This is a genomic window from Leifsonella bigeumensis (genome assembly GCF_039537265.1).
Lineage (GTDB): Bacteria > Actinomycetota > Actinomycetes > Actinomycetales > Microbacteriaceae > Terrimesophilobacter > Terrimesophilobacter bigeumensis.
This window is the reverse complement of the sequence record NZ_BAABAE010000003.1, coordinates 910,667-932,015: the sequence shown is the minus strand read 5'-3', so window position 1 is coordinate 932,015 and position 21,349 is coordinate 910,667. Positions and strand designations below refer to the sequence as shown.

The 21,349-nt window shown below is 65.2% G+C and carries 14 protein-coding genes, 3 rRNA genes and 1 pseudogene; 3 read left to right on the top strand and 15 right to left on the bottom strand.

The window, feature by feature from the left end; genetic code table 11:
• Nucleotides 1–3 precede the first annotated feature (3 nt).
• The 7 genes and pseudogenes from ABD678_RS09625 to ABD678_RS09595 all read right to left on the bottom strand — a co-directional run.
• Entirely contained in the window at nucleotides 4–1,011 is a 1,008-nt protein-coding gene (locus ABD678_RS09625; protein ID WP_344756082.1) for an HAD-IIA family hydrolase, read from the bottom strand.
• The gene (locus ABD678_RS09620; RefSeq protein WP_344756080.1) at nucleotides 1,004–2,137 is read right to left on the bottom strand and encodes a tetratricopeptide repeat protein; all 1,134 of its coding nucleotides are present in this window, start codon (nucleotides 2,135–2,137) and stop codon (nucleotides 1,004–1,006) included. The genes ABD678_RS09625 and ABD678_RS09620 overlap by 8 nt, the downstream gene beginning before the upstream one ends.
• A gap of 156 nt (nucleotides 2,138–2,293) precedes the next feature.
• Nucleotides 2,294–2,410: ribosomal RNA gene (gene rrf / locus ABD678_RS09615) — 5S ribosomal RNA — on the bottom strand.
• 124 nt (nucleotides 2,411–2,534) lie between these two features.
• Nucleotides 2,535–5,660, bottom strand: a 23S ribosomal RNA gene (locus ABD678_RS09610).
• 498 nt (nucleotides 5,661–6,158) lie between these two features.
• Nucleotides 6,159–7,685: ribosomal RNA gene (locus ABD678_RS09605) — 16S ribosomal RNA — on the bottom strand.
• Together the 16S, 23S and 5S rRNA genes form the textbook arrangement of a ribosomal RNA operon.
• 556 nt (nucleotides 7,686–8,241) lie before the next feature.
• Nucleotides 8,242–9,543: a tyrosine--tRNA ligase gene (gene tyrS / locus ABD678_RS09600; RefSeq protein ID WP_344757148.1), complete on the bottom strand. Its 1,302-nt coding sequence runs from the start codon at nucleotides 9,541–9,543 to the stop codon at nucleotides 8,242–8,244.
• A 120-nt stretch (nucleotides 9,544–9,663) separates the two neighbouring features.
• A pseudogene (locus ABD678_RS09595) lies at nucleotides 9,664–10,395 on the bottom strand (DUF817 domain-containing protein); the annotation flags it as partial.
• 263 nt (nucleotides 10,396–10,658) lie between these two features.
• Between ABD678_RS09595 and ABD678_RS09590 the strand changes: the two are divergent.
• Nucleotides 10,659–11,267, top strand: coding sequence for a DNA-binding protein (locus tag ABD678_RS09590; RefSeq protein ID WP_344756078.1), 609 nt, complete (start codon nucleotides 10,659–10,661; stop codon nucleotides 11,265–11,267).
• Nucleotides 11,268–11,292: 25 nt separating this feature from the next.
• The gene (locus tag ABD678_RS09585) at nucleotides 11,293–11,910 is read left to right on the top strand and encodes a hypothetical protein (protein ID WP_344756076.1); all 618 of its coding nucleotides are present in this window, start codon (nucleotides 11,293–11,295) and stop codon (nucleotides 11,908–11,910) included.
• An 18-nt stretch (nucleotides 11,911–11,928) separates the two neighbouring features.
• Here the strand turns inward: ABD678_RS09585 and ABD678_RS09580 are convergent, their stop codons facing one another.
• From ABD678_RS09580 to argC, 8 genes are all read right to left on the bottom strand, one after another.
• Nucleotides 11,929–12,534 (bottom strand): DNA-3-methyladenine glycosylase, encoded by a 606-nt coding sequence (locus ABD678_RS09580; RefSeq protein ID WP_344756074.1) that lies wholly within the window; start codon nucleotides 12,532–12,534, stop codon nucleotides 11,929–11,931.
• Nucleotides 12,531–13,946 carry an argininosuccinate lyase gene (gene argH / locus ABD678_RS09575; protein ID WP_344756072.1) on the bottom strand — a complete coding sequence of 472 codons (1,416 nt, stop codon included), beginning with the start codon at nucleotides 13,944–13,946 and terminating at the stop codon, nucleotides 12,531–12,533. The genes ABD678_RS09580 and argH overlap by 4 nt, the downstream gene beginning before the upstream one ends.
• 93 nt (nucleotides 13,947–14,039) lie before the next feature.
• A complete protein-coding gene (locus ABD678_RS09570) occupies nucleotides 14,040–15,239 on the bottom strand; it encodes an argininosuccinate synthase (RefSeq protein WP_344756070.1) in 1,200 nt (399 codons plus the stop codon).
• 35 nt (nucleotides 15,240–15,274) lie between these two features.
• Entirely contained in the window at nucleotides 15,275–16,198 is a 924-nt protein-coding gene (gene argF, locus ABD678_RS09565) for an ornithine carbamoyltransferase (protein WP_344756068.1), read from the bottom strand.
• Complete coding sequence (locus tag ABD678_RS09560; protein ID WP_344756066.1) at nucleotides 16,195–17,427, bottom strand: acetylornithine transaminase; 1,233 nt, start codon at nucleotides 17,425–17,427, stop codon at nucleotides 16,195–16,197. The genes argF and ABD678_RS09560 overlap by 4 nt, the downstream gene beginning before the upstream one ends.
• Entirely contained in the window at nucleotides 17,424–18,299 is an 876-nt protein-coding gene (gene argB, locus ABD678_RS09555) for an acetylglutamate kinase (RefSeq protein ID WP_344756064.1), read from the bottom strand. Before argB ends, ABD678_RS09560 begins: the two co-directional genes overlap by 4 nt.
• Nucleotides 18,300–18,301: 2 nt before the next feature.
• The gene (gene argJ / locus ABD678_RS09550) at nucleotides 18,302–19,453 is read right to left on the bottom strand and encodes a bifunctional glutamate N-acetyltransferase/amino-acid acetyltransferase ArgJ (protein WP_344756062.1); all 1,152 of its coding nucleotides are present in this window, start codon (nucleotides 19,451–19,453) and stop codon (nucleotides 18,302–18,304) included.
• Nucleotides 19,450–20,496, bottom strand: a complete 1,047-nt coding sequence (gene argC, locus ABD678_RS09545; protein WP_344756060.1) for an N-acetyl-gamma-glutamyl-phosphate reductase — start codon at nucleotides 20,494–20,496, stop codon at nucleotides 19,450–19,452. The genes argJ and argC overlap by 4 nt, the downstream gene beginning before the upstream one ends.
• Before the next feature lie 285 nt (nucleotides 20,497–20,781).
• On the opposite strand from argC, the gene ABD678_RS09540 reads away from it, so the two are divergent.
• Nucleotides 20,782–21,339, top strand: coding sequence for a DUF937 domain-containing protein (locus tag ABD678_RS09540; protein ID WP_344756058.1), 558 nt, complete (start codon nucleotides 20,782–20,784; stop codon nucleotides 21,337–21,339).
• Nucleotides 21,340–21,349: the final 10 nt, after the last annotated feature.

The window sequence follows — 21,349 nt, the reverse complement described above, 5'->3', positions numbered from 1 at the left end:
GACTCAAGCGTAGAGCGCCGGGGCCACATCGAGACCGTAGATCGCGAGCCCGCTCCCCCAGATCGCAGCGGCGCCGGCCCTCAGCAGGTCGATACGGCTCTCGCCGGCCTCGACGACTGTCACGACGTTGCCGGTCATCCGCACGACGGCCGATCCGACCGTCACGACGCGCGACCCGTCGGCGGCCGTCCCGTCGCGGATGTCGGGGTACGGCTCGTGCAGGCCGCGCAGGTCGTCGAGCAGGTAGGTCGGCCGCGAGTAGGGGTCGGCCGCCAGGACCTGCTTCGCCTTGTCGACGCCGGTGAGCACGAGCACCGACTCGATCCCGGCGCGGTTGGCCCCCAGAATGTCGGTGTCGAGCCGGTCGCCGAGGAACAGCGGCTTCGTGCCGCCGAAACGGGCGATCGCCTCCTCGAAGATCGCTACTTCGGGTTTGCCCGCGACGACCGGCAGGCGGCCCACCGCCAGGTGCACCGCCGAGACGAGCGTTCCGTTGCCCGGTGCGATGCCACGGGCGGTCGGGAGCGTCCAGTCGGTGTTCGTGGCGATCCAGGGCAGTTCGGCACCGTTACCCTGCAACGCATAGGACGCCTCGGCGAGTTGCGCCCAGCCGAGTTCCTGCGCGAAACCCTGCACGACCGCGGCCGGTCCATCCGACGCGGAGTCGGTGATCCTGAATCCGGCCTTGAGAAGTTCGTAGCGCAGCCCCTCGCCACCGACCGCGAGAACGAGAGAGCCTGGCGCCACCGTGCCGGCAAGCAGCCGGACGGCCGCCTGCGGTGAGGTCACGATCTCGTCGGGCGTGAGGCGCAGTCCCAGACCGACGAGCTGCTGTGCCACGGACTCCGGCGTCCGGGACGCGTTGTTCGTGATGTAACCGACCCGGCGGGACCGAGCCGCAGTGTTTATGCTCTCAACGGCATACGGGATGGCCTCATGCCCGCGATAGACGACCCCGTCGAGGTCTGCCAGTACCAGGTCGACGCCGTCGAGCGGTGTGCGCTCAGTCATCCAGGCGCTCCGTGTCGCTCTCGGCCTCATCCTCGGCCTCATCCTCGATCTCCTCCTCGAACACCTCGATCTCGAGGTCATCGGCGTCGTCGCTGGAGGAAAGCGCCGCCGTCGCGAGGTCGGAGCGCGTGAACCACAGCTGGGCCTCGTCGGCTCGACCGAGATCCTCGAGCACCGTCGCATAGGCGTCGAAGAGCGCAGGGCTCCAGGAGAATGCCGTATCCGGTGTCAACTGCGGGATCTGCAGCTCGACAAGTGCCGCGTCGACCTGGCCGAGGTCGAGCCGTGCACCCGACATCGCGATCGCGAGTTCGACCTGCACTTCGACCGGAAGGCTCGCACGCGGAACGGAACGGCCGAGCTCGAGCGCCTTCTCCGGCCGGCCGAGCCCTCGCTCGCTGTCGACCATCATCGGCAGCTGGTCGTCACGGCCGGAGATCCGGCGGTAGGTGCGCAGCTCGCGCAGCGCGAGTGCGTAGTCGCCCGTCGCGTAGGCCGTGATCGCCAGGGTCTCCCGGACGACGGCGATGCGGCCGGCCCGCCTTCCAGCCGAAACCGCATGACGGTGAGCGAGCTCTGGATCCTCGGCGATGAGACGCGCTGCCATCACGAGGTGCCGGGCGACCTCGTCGGCGTTCTCTTTGCTGAGCGTCTTGAGTTGCGCCCTGGCGACACGATCGAGCTGGTTCGGGACGACATCCTCGGGGATCACCGGCGCATCGTGGCGCGATCGCACCGACTTCGTGCCGTAGGGATCCCGATCTTCCGGCGTCTCACGCTCCCGCGCCGAGGCGTCACCACGGGCCGGTTTGCCGTCGCGCGTCCACAGCCGACGCTCGCCGTCGCGCTTGCGGTCGCCACCCCGCTGGGCATCGCGTTTCGGAAAGTCACCCTGATGACCCTCACGCGGTTGGCCGCCACGCTGCTGGCCATCGCGTTTCGGCCGTCCGGATGCTCCCTCTTCGCGCTTCCGCCAGGACGGCTTATCCCCCGCCCGCTGAGGCCGATCGCCGGACGAGGCCGACTTGCCACGCGCCGGCGCACCCTTGGCGGGATGCGCGGACCCCGGACGCTTGCCCTTCGGCGGTCCACCGGGGCGACGGGGACGGTCAGGGGTGTCGGCCATGTCAACTCTTTTCACTCGTGTGTCTCGGCAAGCTCGACCCGAGAAGTTCGGCTCGACCCGAGAAGTTCGGACCGACCCGAGAAGTTCGGATCAACCCGAGAAACGACTGCTTAACGCAAAATGGCCACCCTCAGCGGGTGGCCATTTCACAAAGAAGTCCGGCGGTGTCCTACTCTCCCACAAGGTCCCCCTTGCAGTACCATCGGCGCAGAGAGTCTTAGCTTCCGGGTTCGGAATGTGACCGGGCGTTTCCCTCTCGCTATGGCCGCCGAAACACTATTGATTTATGTATCAGTTCATAGCCGGAATCCTGCGATTCCGGGATGATCCCCGACCGTAAATCGGGAACCACAAAGTGGACGCGAACAACTACTCATTACTTCTCAAGGAAGTGAGTGTTATCAAGTTATCGGCTTATTAGTACAGGTCAGCTGCACGAGTCTTTAGTCCTCGCTTCCACATCCTGCCTATCAACCCAGTAGTCTAGCTGGGAGCCTCTCCCCCGAAGGGATGGAAATCTCATCTTGAAGCTGGCTTCCCGCTTAGATGCTTTCAGCGGTTATCCTCTCCGAACGTAGCTAATCAGCGGTGCTCCTGGCGGAACAACTGACACACCAGAGGTTCGTCCATCCCGGTCCTCTCGTACTAGGGATAGATCTTCTCAAATTTCCTGCGCGCGCAGAGGATAGGGACCGAACTGTCTCACGACGTTCTAAACCCAGCTCGCGTACCGCTTTAATGGGCGAACAGCCCAACCCTTGGGACCTACTCCAGCCCCAGGATGCGACGAGCCGACATCGAGGTGCCAAACCATGCCGTCGATATGGACTCTTGGGCAAGATCAGCCTGTTATCCCCGAGGTACCTTTTATCCGTTGAGCGACAGCGCTTCCACAAGCCACTGCCGGATCACTAGTCCCGACTTTCGTCCCTGCTCGACTTGTCAGTCTCACAGTCAAGCTCCCTTGTGCACTTACACTCGACACCTGATTGCCAACCAGGTTGAGGGAACCTTTGGGCGCCTCCGTTACTTTTTAGGAGGCAACCGCCCCAGTTAAACTACCCACCAGGCACTGTCCCTGATCCGGATTACGGATCGAAGTTAGATATCCAATATGACCAGAGTGGTATTTCAACAATGACTCCACGAACACTGGCGTGCCCGCTTCACAGTCTCCCACCTATCCTACACAAGCCACACCGAACACCAATACCAAGCTGTAGTAAAGGTCACGGGGTCTTTCCGTCCTTCTGCGCGTAACGAGCATCTTTACTCGTAGTGCAATTTCGCCGAGTTCGCGGTTGAGACAGCTGGGAAGTCGTTACGCCATTCGTGCAGGTCGGAACTTACCCGACAAGGAATTTCGCTACCTTAGGATGGTTATAGTTACCACCGCCGTTTACTGGGGCTTAAATTCTCAGCTTCGCTCCGAAGAGCTGACCGTTCCTCTTAACCTTCCAGCACCGGGCAGGCGTCAGTCCGTATACATCGTCTTGCGACTTCGCACGGACCTGTGTTTTTAGTAAACAGTCGCTTCCCACTGGTCTCTGCGGCCTTCTGGGGCTCCAGGAGTAAATCCCTTCACCCTTCAGGCCCCCCTTCTCCCGAAGTTACGGGGGCATTTTGCCGAGTTCCTTAACCACGATTCTCTCGATCTCCTTGGTATTCTCTACCTGACCACCTGAGTCGGTTTAGGGTACGGGTGACTGGAACCTCGCGTCGATGCTTTTCTCGGCAGCATAGGATCACTGAATCCGCCTTGCGGCGTCCCATCGAGTCTCGGCCTTGACGAGAGACGGATTTGCCTATCTCTCGGCCTACATTCTTAGACCGGGTCAACCATCGCCCGGCTCAGCTACCTTCCTGCGTCACACCTGTTAATACGCTAACCGCACCAGCGTAGGGTCGAGTGCTAGCCCCGGAGCTCCTCCCCGAAGGGATCGGTCACCGGTATTCGGACTCTTAGCATTACTGGATTAGTTTGGGCGGTTCTTCGTCAGTACGGGAATATCAACCCGTTGTCCATCGACTACGCCTGTCGGCCTCGCCTTAGGTCCCGACTTACCCAGGGCGGATTAGCCTGGCCCTGGAACCCTTGGTCTTTCGGAGGACGGGTTTCTCACCCGTCTTTCGCTACTCATGCCTGCATTCTCACTCGTGTGGCGTCCACGGCTGGTTTACACCGCCGCTTCGCTCGCCACACGACGCTCTCCTACCACTCCGTGCGCCTGGACACCCCTCAAGGGGATGCCTGGCTATTACACGAAATCTACAACTTCGGTGGTGTGCTTGAGCCCCGTTACATTGTCGGCGCGGAATCACTTGACCAGTGAGCTATTACGCACTCTTTCAAGGGTGGCTGCTTCTAAGCCAACCTCCTGGTTGTCTCTGCAACTCCACATCCTTTTCCACTTAGCACACGCTTGGGGACCTTAGTTGGTAGTCTGGGTTGTTTCCCTCTCGACGATGAAGCTTATCCCCCACCGTCTCACTGCTGCGCTCTCACTTACCGGCATTCGGAGTTTGGCTGACGTCAGTAACCTTTTGGGGCCCATCGGCCATCCAGTAGCTCTACCTCCGGCAAGAAACACGCAACGCTGCACCTAAATGCATTTCGGAGAGAACCAGCTATCACGAAGTTTGATTGGCCTTTCACCCCTATCCACAGCTCATCCCCTCCATTTTCAACTGAAGTGGGTTCGGTCCTCCACGCGCTCTTACACGCGCTTCAACCTGGCCATGGATAGATCACTTCGCTTCGGGTCTAGGACATGCGACTGAATCGCCCTATTCAGACTCGCTTTCGCTACGGCTACCCCACTCGGGTTAACCTCGCCACATATCGCTAACTCGCAGGCTCATTCTTCAAAAGGCACGCTGTCACCCCTGCTATGGAGGCTCCAACGGTTTGTATGCAAACGGTTTCAGGTACTATTTCACTCCCCTCCCGGGGTACTTTTCACCTTTCCCTCACGGTACTTGTCCGCTATCGGTCATCTGGGAGTATTTAGGCTTACCAGGTGGTCCTGGCAGATTCACACGGGATTTCTCGGGCCCCGTGCTACTTGGGATACTTCTCGAGTGATTGCTGCATTTCGACTACGGGGCTGGCACCCACTGTGGCTGGCCTTTCAAGACCATTCGTCTATACAACTTTCTGACTCTTGCAGTACGGCAGTAACTGCTGAAAAGTCCCGCTACCCCGACCATGCAACGCCTGCCGGCTATCACACATGATCGGTTTGGCCTGTTCCGGTTTCGCTCGCCACTACTAACGGAATCGCGGTTGCTTTCTCTTCCTGTGGGTACTGAGATGTTTCACTTCCCCACGTTCCCTCTACCCGCCCTATATATTCAGGCGGGAGTCACCAGGTGACATTGCTGCCCCTGGCGGGGTTTCCCCATTCGGAGATCCTCGGATCAAAGCTCTATTATCAGCTCCCCGAGGCTTATCGCAGATTTATACGTCCTTCTTCGGCTCCAGATGCCAAGGCATCCACCGTTTGCACTTAGAAACTTGATTTCACATGAGTTTAGAATCGATCGCCGGTCCACTGTGCCTAAGCAAAGCGGGCCGGAGATTGACCAATGATCTGGTCGCTTCAGACTCCGTAAACGGATGTTTGAGGCGACCAAGTCTTGTTTTTCTGTGATATCGAGATCCGAAGATCTCTCTATCTAAGATGCTCGCGTCCACTGTGTAGTTCTCAAAATACGGGCGGTACCCTGTGTGCCTGGTACAGACCAGTCACATCAAGGTCCAGAGGTTCGTTGTCCTTCGGGTCTCGACAAGCTCGACCCGAGAAGATGTCCGGTCCCTCAGGACCCAACAGCGTGCAGAGACCAGGCTTCCGGCAGACCCCCGTTCCAGCTCCCGAAGGAGCGTACTGGGAGGACGGCGTTCGTCCTGGTCACAATGTCAATGTTCCACCCATGAGCTACCGGCTGAAGACGTGTGCTTCAGATCCGGCGCCTGGACGACCATCGAGTACAAGACCCGAGGACGCCAGATGCTCCTTAGAAAGGAGGTGATCCAGCCGCACCTTCCGGTACGGCTACCTTGTTACGACTTAGTCCTAATTACCAATCCCACCTTCGACAGCTCCCTCCTTGCGGTTGGGCCACTGGCTTCGGGTGTTACCGACTTTCATGACTTGACGGGCGGTGTGTACAAGGCCCGGGAACGTATTCACCGCAGCGTTGCTGATCTGCGATTACTAGCGACTCCGACTTCATGAGGTCGAGTTGCAGACCTCAATCCGAACTGAGACCGGCTTTTTGGGATTCGCTCCACCTTACGGTATTGCAGCCCTTTGTACCGGCCATTGTAGCATGCGTGAAGCCCAAGACATAAGGGGCATGATGATTTGACGTCATCCCCACCTTCCTCCGAGTTGACCCCGGCAGTCTCCTTTGAGTTCCCACCATGACGTGCTGGCAACAAAGAACGAGGGTTGCGCTCGTTGCGGGACTTAACCCAACATCTCACGACACGAGCTGACGACAACCATGCACCACCTGTTTACGAGTGTCCAAAGAGTTGACCATTTCTGGCCCGTTCTCGTATATGTCAAGCCTTGGTAAGGTTCTTCGCGTTGCATCGAATTAATCCGCATGCTCCGCCGCTTGTGCGGGCCCCCGTCAATTCCTTTGAGTTTTAGCCTTGCGGCCGTACTCCCCAGGCGGGGAACTTAATGCGTTAGCTGCGACACAGAAACCGTGGAATGGTCCCTACATCTAGTTCCCAACGTTTACGGCATGGACTACCAGGGTATCTAATCCTGTTCGCTCCCCATGCTTTCGCTCCTCAGCGTCAGTTACGGCCCAGAGATCTGCCTTCGCCATCGGTGTTCCTCCTGATATCTGCGCATTCCACCGCTACACCAGGAATTCCAATCTCCCCTACCGCACTCTAGTCTGCCCGTACCCACTGCAGGCTGGAGGTTGAGCCTCCAGTTTTCACAGCAGACGCGACAAACCGCCTACGAGCTCTTTACGCCCAATAATTCCGGACAACGCTTGCACCCTACGTATTACCGCGGCTGCTGGCACGTAGTTAGCCGGTGCTTTTTCTGCAGGTACCGTCACCTTGCGGCTTCTTCCCTACTAAAAGAGGTTTACAACCCGAAGGCCGTCGTCCCTCACGCGGCGTTGCTGCATCAGGCTTGCGCCCATTGTGCAATATTCCCCACTGCTGCCTCCCGTAGGAGTCTGGGCCGTGTCTCAGTCCCAGTGTGGCCGGTCACCCTCTCAGGCCGGCTACCCGTCGTCGGCTTGGTGAGCCGTTACCTCACCAACTACCTGATAGGCCGCGAGTCCATCCCTCACCGAAATTCTTTCCACCCCCAGGAGATGCCTCCGAGGGTCGTATCCGGTATTAGCTTCGGTTTCCCGAGGTTATCCCAGAGAAAGGGGCAGGTTACTCACGTGTTACTCACCCGTTCGCCACTAATCCAGCCAGAGCAAGCTCCGGCTTTCATCGTTCGACTTGCATGTGTTAAGCACGCCGCCAGCGTTCGTCCTGAGCCAGGATCAAACTCTCCGTAAATGTTTGATTGCACGAGAGGCAAGCCCCTCGGCACATCTAGTGCAACCTGCCGCCCAAGGGCGAGCCGGTTGCAAGTTTGATACTGACAAGAACAAACATCATTGCTGACATTTGTTTGTTGTCTTAATTTTTCCAAAGGAATCTCTTCGATCGACCGAAGTCAATCGACGAGGTTTTTGGCATTTGACATTGTGCACGCTGTTGAGTTCTCAAGGATCGGGCGCGCCTGAATCGTGGCCTTCCGGCCGTTTTCAGGGCAACTGCTCTAACCTACCACCAACCCGGATGCTCCGCTTGCCGTCCGATTCGAATCGCCAGGCGATATCGAGCGTCCGGAACGGGAGTCGTTCCGTCAGGTGGGTTTTCCATCGTAGCCCGACGCACACCCTGCTACAAGAGCAGTGAGCCTGTCGGCGAGGAAGTCGTTCCGCTTGAGGCCGGAGAGCGCTTCGGCTACTCCGCACCTTTGGGGTGACAAGTAAGAACTTTACGGTGCAGGCGGATGCGGTGCAAATTTGTGCGCATCCCGGGCGTGTCGTCGGCTGTAGCTACCCCGTCATTCCACGAAGACGCCGGCGAGGGTCTTCTTTCCGCGGCGCAGGACAGCCATTCCATGGTGGAGCGCGGAGGGTTCGAGCGCGGCATCCGCCGACTCCACCGGCGTGTTATTGAGGTAGACGCCGCCCTGGGAGATCGCGCGACGCGCCTCCCCCAGGCTCGTGGTGAGGCCTGTGTCGACGAGGAGCTGGGTGACCAGGGCATCCGGAGCCGATGTCGTGTTCGGCAGCTCCCGCAGGGCGGCCTCGAGGGTAGCCGCGTCGAGCTCCGCGAGTTCGCCCTGGCCGAAGAGCGCCGCCGACGCCGCGATGGCCGCCCGCGTCGCTGCCTCCCCGTGCACGAGCGTCGTGACCTCGAGGGCGAGCCGCTGCTGGGCCGCGCGCCTGAACGGCTCGGTGGCCACGGCATCCGCGAGCTCGCCGGTCTCGGCACGGGTGAGGAAGGTGAAGACCTTGAGCCGGTCCACGATGTCCGCGTCGTCGGTGTTCAACCAAAACTGGTAGAACGCGTAGGGGCTCGTCAGCGCGGGGTCGAGCCACACCGCGTTGCCCTCGCTCTTGCCGAACTTGGTTCCGTCAGTGTTCGTGATGAGGGGGGTGCCGATCGCGTGCACGCCGACGCCTTCGGCCTTGCGGATGAGGTCGGTTCCGCTCGTGAGGTTGCCCCACTGGTCGCTGCCACCGGTCTGCAGCACGCAGCCGTAGCTGCGGTACAGCTCGAGGTAGTCGAGCCCCTGCAGGATCTGGTAGCTGAACTCGCTGTAGCTGATGCCCTCGCTCGAGTTGAGGCGGGCGCTCACCGCATCCTTCTTGAGCATCGTGCCGACCCGGTAGTGCTTGCCGATGTCGCGCAGGAAGTCGATGGCCGACAGGGGCGCCGTCCAGTCGAGGTTGTTGACCAGACGCGCCGCGTTGTCGCCCTCGAAGCTCAGGAACTTGGCGACCTGCTCCTGCAGGTAGCCGACCCACTCGGCGACGGTGTCCTTGGTGTTGAGGGTGCGCTCGGCCGTGGGCTTCGGGTCGCCGATGAGGCCCGTCGACCCGCCGACGAGGCCGAGGGGCTTGTGGCCGGCCAGCTGCAGGCGGCGCATGAGCAGCAACTGCACGAGGTTGCCGAGGTGCAGGCTCGGTGCGGTCGGGTCGAAGCCGCAGTAGTAGGTGATCGGGGGGCCGTCGAGGAGTCTCTTCAGCTCCTCCGCATCCGTCGACAGCTGCACGAGACCGCGCCACTGGATCTCGTCCCAGACGCTCTCGAACGAGTCGTCGTTGCGCTGGGTCGTCAGGGCTTCGGATGCTGGCACCGGGTCAGGATACCAGTGGACGGGCCGCCCTCCCGCGGTGCCTGCCGGGCCAGACCGCGCCGCCGGCGCATCCAGCCCCCGGGGCGGGTAGACCCACGCGACGAGCACGACAGAGATGATCATGAGCAGCAGCCACGAGCCGAGCTTCGCGATCGAGACGAGCTCCCAGCCGTCCTCCTGGTTCGGGTAGCTCCACGCCCGGGACCAGGTCGCGACGTTCTCGGCGACCCAGATGAACAGGGCGACGAGAGTGAAGGCGACGACGAGCGGCATCCTGAGTCTCGCCCGGAAGATGCGGAAGTGCATCATGCACGGCCCGAAGACGGCGAGGACGCCGAGCAGCAGAACCCAGCGCGCGTCCCAGATGTAGTGGTGGCTGAAGAAGTTGACGTAGATGAGCGCGGCGAGGATCGCGGTGATCCACCGCCTGGGGTAGCGCTCGAAGCGCAGGTCGAAGAGGCGGTAGACGCGCACGAGGTAGGAGCCGACGGAGGCGTACATGAACCCGCTGTAGAGCGGCACGTTCAGGAGGTGCAGGACGCCGTCACCCTCGTAGATCCACGAGCCGACGCTCGTCTTGAAGAGCTCCATCCCGGTGCCGACGATGTGGAACAGGATGATGACCCGCAACTCGCGCAGCGTCTCCAGTCGGAAGACGACCATGAGCACCTGGATGGCGACGGCGGCGAGCGTGACGAAGTCGTTGCGTGCGAGGGCGGCGCCATCCGGATACCAGAGGGCCGTCGCGAAGAGCACCGCGAGCATCGCCGCGCCGAAGACGCACGCCCAGCCCTGCTTGAGCACGAAGACGACGAGTTCGACGAGCCAGCGCGAAAGGCGGCCGGCCGGCATCCGCTCGAGGATGCGGTGGGCGCGGTCGTCGATGAACCGCTCGACCGATGTACCGTCTCCCCGGCGGGGAGCGTCGGGGTCGGTCACGCGGCTACCCTAGCCGACGAAGCTGGTCGCGGATGCTGGCCGGGGATGCTGGGCCGACATTGCCGTGGGATCCAGAGGTCAAGCTACTGGCCTTGATTACTTTGAATCATGCTTGTATGCTTGATTCCTAGAACTCAAGCCTGCGGACTTGAAGCCTGAACGAAAATGGAGGCACCATGTTCGTCATCACCGCAGACCAGGTCGACAGCCGCTCAGGAACCGACCTCGTCGCCGCCGCGATCGACGCCATCAACGACGGGAAGGTGCGGCCGGTGCTCGCTGCCGAGCGTACCGTCGGGGACGAGCTGCAGGTGCTGGTCGAGGGCGGGGACGACGCCCTCGAGATCGTCCTGCGTCTCGCGCGCACCGGGCGATGGAGCGTCGGATGCGGTGCGGGCGAGGTCGCCACGCCGCTCCCCCGCGACATCCGCGAGGCGACCGGCCCCGCGTTCATCGCGGCGCGGCGCGCGGTCGAGCGCGCGAAGAAACGCTCGACGAGGTTCGCGCTCGAGACAGAGCCGGCGACGAAGGCTGCGGCCGACGCTGAGTCCCTCATCGACCTGCTGCTCGTGCTGCGGTCGCGGCGAAGCCCCGAGGGCTGGGAGCTTCACGATCTGCTGGAGTCGGGGCTCAATCAGGCCGAGGCAGCTGAGCGGCTCGGCATCACGCCACAGGCGGTGAGCCTGCGGGCGAGCGCGGGCGAGTTGCGCGCCGATTCCGCCGCGCGGCAGCCGCTCGTGCGCATCCTGGACCGACTCGGTAGCGTAGAGGCCACGCCGGCGTGAGCCGAACACGGCAGGGAGGCCGCGCATGACTGTTCTCTACCCCGCGGATGTCCTGGGCATCGTCCTGTGGAGCGTTCTGATTCTGCTGCTGGCCGGCGGCGTCGCTCTCGCTCTCGTGGCGAGCCGGCAACCGACTGCTGAGCGGCCCGGCCGTCACTGGCTCATCGTGCCGGTCGTGGTGCTCGTCGCGATCGCCATCGTCTTCGCCGCCGTAGGCGGGTGGGCGAGCGTTCCGGGGCTCGGGTTCCGGATCGCCGCGATCGTGCTCCTGCTCGCCCTCGGCGTCGTGGGCGGCAGCCCGCTCGTGCTCGTCGTGCTCGAGCTCGCCGGAAGCGGCGCCGTGCCCCTCGGCGACCACGGCGGCATCCTCGTGAGCGAGGCGGGTGCCCGAGGCGGTGCTAAAGCCAAAGACCGCGAGATCCTGCGCGGCGGCATGACGATCGGCTACCTCGAACGGCTCGCCATCATCGGCGCCGCCCTCGCCGGGCAGTTCGCCGCCGTCGCCATCGTCGTGGCCGTCAAGGGCCTCGGGCGGTTCTCCGAACTCGAGAACTCCGCGGCGCGCGAGCGGTTCATCATCGGAACCCTCGTGAGCCTCGTCTGGGCGGCAGCCTGCGTGGCGCCCGCCGTCATCGGCTGGTAGCAGCCGGCGCGAACACTGTCAGCGCTTCTTCGGCACGTGCGCCTTGTAGGGCGAGACGGTGCGGTCGCCGGGTATCCAGAAGCGCCACGGGAACTCGGCCGTGCCGCCCGCGCCGGAGACCCCGGTGCGCGGCCCGGTCGCGAAATCAGCGACACCCGAACCCAGTTCAAGCCGGATGCGACTGGCCCCGAGATCGGCGCCGCCGTCCGCGAGCGTGATCCCCGCTGCCACGGTGAGTCTCGCAGGGCCACGCGCGAGGTCGGCATCCGTTCGCGAGGTCGCGCGGCGGATCCGGGCCAGCTCGAGGCCGTCGACGATCTCCCCTGCACGCAGCAGGCATCCGGATGCCTGCCCCTCTGGCCCGCAGACGACGTTCGCGCAGGTGTGCATGCCGTAGGTGAAGTAGGTGTAGAGGTGGCCGGGTTCGCCGAACATGACTGCGTTGCGGTTCGTCCTGCCGCGGAAGGCGTGCGATCCCGGGTCCTCGGAGCCGTGGTAGGCCTCGACCTCGGTGATGCGCAGGCTCACCGAGCCCTCGGGCGAGTCGACCGTCAGGATCGAGCCGAGCAGGAGAGGGGCGACCTTGTAGCTGGGAGCGAGGAGGATCGCACGGTCGAGGGTCACGGTGCGGAAAGCGCGGCGACCCGTGCCGTGAGGGCTGCGAGCTGCTCGGCGACACGGGCGGGCGCGGTCCCGCCGACGCCATTGCGGCTCGCGATCGAGCCCTCGACCGTGAGGACGCTGCGCACGTCGGCGGTCAGCAGCGGCGACACCTCCCGCAACTGCTCGTCGCTCGCCTCGTCGAGCGCGAGGCCGTTCTGCTCGCAGAACCGCACGAGGGAACCGCTCACCTCGTGCGCCTCGCGGAAGGGCACGCCCTGCCGCACGAGCCACTCAGCGACATCCGTCGCCAGCGAGAAGCCCTGCGGGGCCAGCTCGGCCATCCGCTCCGTGTCGAAGCGCAGGCTCGCGACCATGCCGGTGAAGGCCGGCAGGAGCACCTCCAGCGTCTCGACCGAGTCGAACACCGGCTCCTTGTCCTCCTGCAGGTCGCGGTTGTAAGCGAGCGGAAGGCCCTTGAGGGTCGCGAGCAGACCAGTGAGATTGCCGATGAGCCGGCCCGCCTTGCCGCGGGCGAGCTCCGCGATATCCGGATTCTTCTTCTGCGGCATGATCGACGAGCCCGTCGAGAAGGCGTCGTCGAGCGTCACGAAACCGAACTCGCGCGTATTCCAGAGGATGAGCTCCTCGGCGAACCGGGAGAGGTCGATGCCGAGTTGCGCGGCGACGAACGCGAACTCGGCGACGACGTCGCGCGCGGCCGTCGCGTCGATCGAGTTCTCGGAGGGACCTGAGAGGCCGAGTTCTGCGGCGACGAGCGCCGGATCAAGACCCAGCGAGCTTCCCGCGAGCGCCCCCGCGCCGTACGGCGAAACGGATGCCCGCACCCGCCAGTCGCGCAGCCGCTCCAGGTCGCGCACGAGCGGCCAGGCGTGCGCCAGCAGATGGTGGGCGAGCAGGACGGGCTGCGCGTGCTGCAGATGGGTGCGGCCGGGCATCGGGGCATCCGGATGCGCTGCTGCCTGCGCGGCGATCGCGTCGATGAGGTCCACCACGAGCCGGCCGATCACGCGCGCATGGTCGAGCAGGTAGAGCCGGATGAGCGTGGCGATCTGGTCGTTGCGGCTGCGGCCGGCGCGCAGCCTGCCGCCGAGCTCCGGCCCGGCGATCGCCAGCAACTCCCGTTCGAGCGCGCCGTGCACATCCTCATCGGACTCCTGCGGAGCGACCGAGCCATCCTGCACCCCGGCAAGGAGCGAGTCGAGGGCGGCCAGCATCCGCTCGAGCTCGGCATCGTCCAGATAGCCTGCAGCCGCGAGCGCCTTGGCGTGCGCTTGGGAGCCCGCAATGTCGTAGGCGGCGAGCTGCCAGTCGAAGTGGGTCGAGCGGCTCAGTCGGGCGAGCTCGGGCGATGGACCGCCCGCGAAACGGGCGCCCCAGAGGGAGCCTTCGTTCGTGGTGCCTTGTGAGCTCATTGCTCGCCTTTCGTGTGGGGGATTTCGACAAGCTCAATCCGAGAAACTGGTGGCTCAGTCCGAGAAGCCGGTGACTCAATCCGAGAAACTGCCCTACTTTCCGGCCAGGTCGCGACGCGCCGAGATCCGGCTCGGAAGCGACCACAGCTCGATGAAGCCCTTGGAGAGCGACTGGTCGAAGGTGTCCCCGGTGTCGTAGGTCGCGAGGTCGAAGTCGTAGAGACTCTCCTGGCTGCGCTGGCCCGTCACGACCGCGCGGCCCCCCTGGAGGGTGAGCCGGATGTCGCCGCTCACGTGACTCTGCGTATCGTCGATGAAGACATCGAGCGAGCGCTTGAGCGCCGAGAACCACAGGCCGTCGTAGACCAGGTTCGCCCAGTCGGCCTCGACCTTGCGCTTGTAGCGGTTCAGGTCGCGCTCGAGGGTGAGGTTCTCGAGCGCCTCGTGCGCGACGATGAGCGTGGTCGCGGCCGGCGTCTCGTAGATCTCACGGCTCTTGATGCCGACGAGGCGATCCTCGATGATGTCGATCCGTCCGATGCCGTGCTTGCCGGCGAGCGTGTTGAGGTTCTGGACGATCTCGAGCGGCGACTGCGCCGCACCGTCGATCGCGACGGGCACGCCCCGCTCGAACGTGATGATGATCTCATCGGCCGGCTTCACCTCCGCCGGGTTCTGCGTGTACTCGTAGAGGTCCTCAATCGGCGGGTTCCACGGGTCCTCGAGGAAGCCGGTCTCCAGGGTGCGGCCCCACACGTTCTTGTCGATCGAGTACGGGTTCTTCTTGGACTGCTCGATCGGCAGGTTGTGCTCCTGCGCGTACACGATCGCCTTGTCGCGGGTGAGTGCGAGGTCCCGCACGGGCGCGATGCTCGTGAGCTCCGGCGCGAGCGCCGCGATGGCCGCCTCGAACCGTACCTGGTCGTTTCCCTTGCCCGTGCAGCCGTGGGCGACGCTGTCCGCGCCGAGCTCGTGGGCCGTGGCCGCGAGGTACTTCGCGATGAGCGGACGGGAGAGCCCCGACACGAGCGGGTACTGCTTCTGGTAGCTCGCGTTCGCCTTCAGTGCCGGCATGAGGTAGTCGTTCGCGAACTCCTCCTTCGCGTCGACGACGACCGCCTCGACCGCACCGCAGGCGAGAGCGCGCTGGCGGATGTCCTCCATGTCCTCCCCGCCCTGGCCGACGTCGACGGCGAGGGCCACGACCTCCTTGCCGGTGGCATCCTTCAGCCAGCCGATGCCGACGGAGGTGTCGAGGCCGCCCGAATAGGCGAGGACTACGCGTTCTGACATGTGGTGGATCTCCTTGTGGTTCGGTTTCAGTGTATTCAGGCTTGCTGGAGCAGCCAGACGAGCAGGGCCTTCTGGGCGTGCAGGCGGTTCTCCGCCTCATCCCAAATGACGCTCTGCGGACCGTCGAGCACCTCGGCGGTGACCTCGAAGCCGCGGTCGGCCGGAAGGCAGTGCAGGAAGAGCGCGTCGGGCTTCGCGAGCGCGAGGAGGTCGGCGTTCACCTGGTACGGGCTGAGGGTCGTCAGGCGCTGCGCCTTCTCCTCCTCCTTGCCCATCGAGACCCAGGTGTCGGTGACGACGACGTCCGCGCCGGCTACCGCCTCGAGCGGGTCGGTGTAGAGGGTGATCGAGCCGCCCGTCGTAGCAGCGCGCGCATCCGCGTCGGCGACGACGGCATCCATCGGCGCATAGTCGGCGGGCGATGCGACGCGCACGTGCATGCCGGCGGTCGCCCCGGCGAGCAGGTAGGACTGCGCCATGTTGCTCGCACCATCGCCGAGGAAGGTGACCGTGAGCCCGGCGAGAGCACCGCGATGCTCGCGGATCGTGAGCAGGTCGGCGAGCAGTTGGCAGGGGTGGAAGTCGTCGCTCAGGGCGTTGACGACGGGCACGGTCGTCCCGGCGGCCATCTCCTCGAGGCCGGCCTGACCGTAGGTGCGCCAGACGATCGCCGCGACCTGCCGCTCGAGCACCCGCGCAGTGTCGGCGGCGGTCTCCTTGCCGCCGAGCTGGCTGTTGGCGGTGCTGATAATGAGCGGAACGCCGCCGAGGTCGGCGATGCCCACCGCGAAGGAGACCCGCGTGCGCGTCGACGACTTGTCGAAGATGACGGCGACCGTCTGCGGCCCCGCCAGCGGCCTGGTGCCGAAGCGATCTTTCTTGAGGTCGATCGCGAGGTCGAGGATGGCGGACTGCTCCGCCTGGCTCAGATCGTCGTCCCGCAGGAAGTGTCTGGTCATGCTGTGGCCTCCAGTGCTGTGGCCTCGAGGGCCTGGATGAACAAAGTCCTGAATTCGGCGAGCTCTGCATCGCCCACGATGAGCGGCGGCGCGATCCGGATGCTGTGCTCGTTCGGCGCGTTGACGATGAGCCCGTGCGCGAGTGCTGCCGCCGACAACTCCTTGGCCACAGGGCTGGAGAGGCCGATCCCGATGAGCAGGCCGCGCCCGCGCACCTCGGCGACGAGCGGGTGCCCGATGCCGGCGATGAGCGACCGCAGCTCCGCCCCGCGACGGGCGGCGTTCTCGACGAGGCCGGCCGACTCGATCTCCCCGAGCACCGCATTGCCGGCCGCCGCGGCGAGCGGGTTGCCGCCGAACGTGCTGCCGTGATGGCCCGCCTGCAGAAGTCCGGATGCCGCACCGAAGGTCACGAGCGCACCGATCGGCACACCGCCGGCGATCCCCTTCGCGAGCGCGATGGCATCCGGAACGATGCCGAACTGCTGGAAGGCGAACCAGCTGCCGGTGCGCCCGATGCCGGTCTGGATCTCATCGAGGATGAGCAGCGCGCCGTGCTCCGTGGTGAGTTCACGCGCACGCTTCAGGTAGCCCTCCGGGAGGTCGACGACGCCGGCCTCGCCCTTGATCGGCTCGAGGAAGAGCGCCGCGACATCCGGGCCCATGGCCGCCTCGAGCGCCTCGATGGTCGAGTCGATGTGCTCCACGCCGGGGACGAGCGGGGCGAAGGGCTCCTGCAGCGCGGGCTGTCCGGTGAGCGAGAGCGCACCCATCGTGCGGCCGTGGAAGGAGCGCTGGAGGCTCAGGATGCGCGGACGCTCGCCGCCCGCACGATTGAGGCCTGCGCCATTGAGCCTGGCGAGCTTGAACGCCACCTCGATCGCCTCGGTGCCCGAGTTGCAGAGGAAGACGCGGCCGTCGTCACCAGCCCCCGTGATGCGGCGCAACCGCTCGGCGAGTTCGACCTGGGGAGGTGTCGCGAAGTAGTTGGAGACGTGCGCAAGGGTCGCGATCTGGCTGCTCACGGCGGCCACGAGCGCCGGATGCGCGTGGCCGAGCGCGTTGACGGCGATCCCGGCGAGGAAGTCGAGGTAGCGGGTGCCGTCGGCATCCCAGACGTGGCAGCCCTCGCCGCGCACGAGGAGCGCGAGCGGGGTCGTGACGGTGCCCATCATGCTCGCGCGGTAACGATCGAGCCAGGGCGGCGTGGGTGCGACGGTGTCGGTCATGGGGCGGTCCCTTCGGCGAGGCGGGTGACGGTCGTGCCTGAGGTGCCGAAAGGCTCGGCGAGGAGCGTGTGCGGGATGCGGCCGTCGACGATCGCGGCATGCCCCACCCCGCCTTCGACGGCGCTCAGGCACGCGGTCATCTTGGGGATCATCCCCGCCTCGAGCGAGGGGAGGAGCCCGGTGAGCTCCACCGTGTCGATCGTGGTGACGAGCGAGTCACGGTTCGGCCAGTCGCGATAGAGACCCGCGACATCGGTGAGCAGCAGGAGCCAGTCGGCCTGCACCGCGACGGCAAGGCTCCCCGCCGCCGAGTCGGCGTTGATGTTGAGCAGGTCGCCGGTGCCCTCCTCGATCCCGATCGCCGAGACGACCGGGATGCGCCCGGAGTCGAGCACCGCTGCGATGCTCGCGGCGTCGACCGTCGTGGCCTCGCCTGCCCACCCGAGGTCGACGGGTTGGCCGTTCACGACCGTGCCGATGCGCCGTCCGGCGAAGAGCGCTCCCCCCTGGCTCGGCGGCTCCGCGGCCAGGGCGATGGCGTCCCCGCCGGCTGCCCTGAGCTGCGCGGCGAGCTCCGTGCCCAGCCGGGCGAGCACGTCCCGCACGACGACCGCGGCATCCGGACTCGTGACCCGCAACCCCCCGCGGAACTCGCTTGGGATGCCGCGGGCGACCAGCTCTGCGGAGATCTGCGGCCCGCCGCCGTGTGTCACGATCGGACGGAGCCCGGCCTGCTGCAACGCGACGATGTCCTCGGCGAAGGCGCGGGAGAGCGCATCGTCGACCATCGCGTTGCCGCCGAACTTGACCACTACCGTCTCGCCGCGATGCTGGTCCAGCCACTCCCCCGCAGGCATGTCGTGTTCCGCCATCGTCAACTCGAGTACGCGCTGTTCTCGTGCACGTAGTCGTGGGTGAGGTCGTTTGTCAGGATGGTCGCGGCAGCGTCGCCCGCGAAGAGCTCGAGTTCGAGAAGCAGCGCGCGAGGGCTGAGGTCCACGGTCTCTCTCGGCGCATCCGGCTGCCCGGCGTGGCAGACGCGCACGCCGTTCATCGACACGTCGACCCGGTAGGGGTCGAAATCGGCGCCGGTCGTGCCGATCGCCGCGAGCACTCTCCCCCAGTTCGGATCGTTGCCGAAGACCGCCGTCTTGAACAGGTTGCTGCGCGCGATCGAGCGCCCCACATCCTCGGCGTCGGCCTCGCTCGCCGCCCCGCGAACCTCGATCGTGATCTCGTGGCTCGCCCCCTCGGCGTCGGCCATGAGTTGGCGGGCGAGGTCGGCGCAGACGGCGGAGAGCTCCTCCTGGAAGTCCGCGGGCTCCGGGCGGATACCGGATGCGCCAGAGGCCAGGAGTGTGACCTGGTCGTTCGTCGACGTGCAGCCGTCGGAGTCGAGCCGGTCGAAAGTGGTGCGCACGGCCTCGCGCAGCGCCGTGTCGAGTTCGGTGGCGTCGAGCACGGCATCCGTCGTGAGAACGACGAGCATGGTCGCCAGCGCCGGGGCGAGCATGCCCGCCCCCTTGGCCATGCCGCCGATGGTCCAGCCTGCGCCGGTGTGCACCGCGGTCTTCTCCACCGTATCCGTCGTCATGATCGCCCGAGCCGCAGCAGTCCCGCCCTCCGCGCTGAGCGCGACTGCAGCCGCCTCGACACCGGCCAGCACCTTCGGGCGGTCGAGCTGCTCTCCGATGAGCCCGGTCGAGCACACGAGCACATCGCCCGCCGAGACCTCGAGTGCCGCGGCGACGGCCTCGGCCGTCGCGTGCGTCGTCTGGAAGCCCTGCGGACCGGTGAAGCAGTTCGCCCCGCCCGAGTTGAGCACGATCGCACTGACCGCGCCGTCGGCGATGACCTGCTGGGACCAGAGGATCGGGTTCGCCTTCGACCGGTTGCTCGTGAACACCGCAGCCGCCGAGGTCAACGGCCCCCGGTTGACGACGAGGGCGAGGTCGAGCCCGCCGGAGCCCTTGAGACCGGCTGCGACACCGGCCGCGTCGAACCCGGCGGCCGCCGTCACGCTCACGGTGCGACCCCATTCACCGGGAGGCCGAGCGATTCCGGCAGGCCGAGCGCGATGTTCGCGGACTGGATCGCCGCCCCTGCGGTGCCCTTCACGAGGTTGTCGATCGCCGAGACGACCACGACCCGCCCGGCCGACTCGTCGACCGCGAGACCGAGGAGAGCGGTGTTGGCGCCCACGACATCCGCCGTCTTCGGGAAACGCCCCTCCGGCAGCAGCGTCACGAACTCCTCGTCGGCATAGGCGGCCTCCCAGGACGCCCGCACCTCGGCCGCCCGGATGCCGGGGGCCAGTCGCGCCGTCGAGGTGGCGAGGATGCCGCGCGACATCGGCACGAGCACCGGAGTGAACGAGACGCTCACGTTGCGCCCGCCCGCCGCCGCGAGGTTCTGCCGGATCTCCGGGGTATGACGGTGCACTCCCCCGACGGCATAGGGGCTCGCCGAGCCGGCGATCTCGCTCGCGAGCAGCTCCGGCTTGAGACTCTTGCCCGCGCCCGATGTGCCGACCGCGAGGACCGCGACGAGGTCGTCGGCCATGACGACGCGGTCCCGGATGCCGGGGGCCAGCCCGAGGGTGATGGCCGTCACGTTGCACCCGGGCACGGCGATGCGCTTCGCGGCGACGAGCCTCTCGCGCTGCGTGCCGCCACCGGCGAGCACGAGCTCCGGTAGCCCGTAGGTCCACGGCTCGTGGAAGTCGCCTTCGTAGAAGGAAGCCCAGTCGGCGGCATCCGTGAGACGGTGATCGGCGCCGCAGTCGACGACGAGGCCGACCGAGCCGAGCCCGTCGGTGATCGCTCCGGACTGCCCGTGCGGCAGCGCGAGGAACACCACGTCGTGGCCGGCCAGGGTTTCCCGGGTGGTCTCGGCCAGCACGAGGTCACGATAGGAGTGCAGGTGCGGGTGGACGCTCGACAGCGACTGACCCGCGTTCTGGTGCGCGGTGACGGTGCGCACCTCGAACTCGGGGTGTGCGGCGAGCAGGCGGAGGAGTTCTCCCCCGGCATACCCGCTCGCACCGGCGACGGCTACGGCTATGGACATGTCTCAATCCTCTGGAGCGTGCAACGGATGGGTTGAGGCGGCGACGCGGCGAGGCAGCTGGACAGGTCAGCGCTGCGGCGTCGCCGAAAGTCGGCGCGCGCGGCGACCGCGGAACGTCTCAAGGCGAGCGTCGCCGAGCACTGTCCTGCGGTTGAATTCCACCTGGCCACTCTATCGTGAGCATCCGGCTGACGAGAAATCGATGACCTGGTGTTACACGAGGTGAGTTAAGGTTGAACCCACGGAGCGCCCAGGTCAGGGGTGCCGACAGGAAAGCAGGACTCAATGTCTTCACAATTCGACGACCTCCTCGAGCAGATTCCGATCGGCGATATCGCCAAGCAGCTCGGGATCTCCTCGGAGGATGCAGAGTCAGCTGTGTCGCAGATCCTTCCCACGCTCGTGGGCGGAATGGCGTCCAACGTCCAGGACTCGAAGGGCGAGGAGTCGCTCACGAAGGCACTCGCATCCCACAACGGAAAACTCGGCAGCCGCACCTCGCTCGACAACATCGACACGAAGGACGGCGAGAAGATCGTCAGCCACGTGTTCGGCTCGAAGACGGATGACGTCGTCAAGGCCGTATCGAGCACGAAGGGCGTCGGTCAGGACATCATCGCGAAGATCCTCCCGATCGTCGCCCCCATCGTCCTCGCCTGGCTCGCCAACAAGTTCTTCGGCGGCAAGACCGAGGAGACCACCTCCTCGAAGAAGGAGACGGCACCATCCGGCGGCGGTATCGGTGACCTCCTGGGCGGACTCCTCGGGGGCGGCGGATCCAGCGGGGCCGGCGGAGACCTGCTCGGTGGACTGCTCGGTGGACTCCTCGGCGGCAAGAACTAGCGCACCAGTT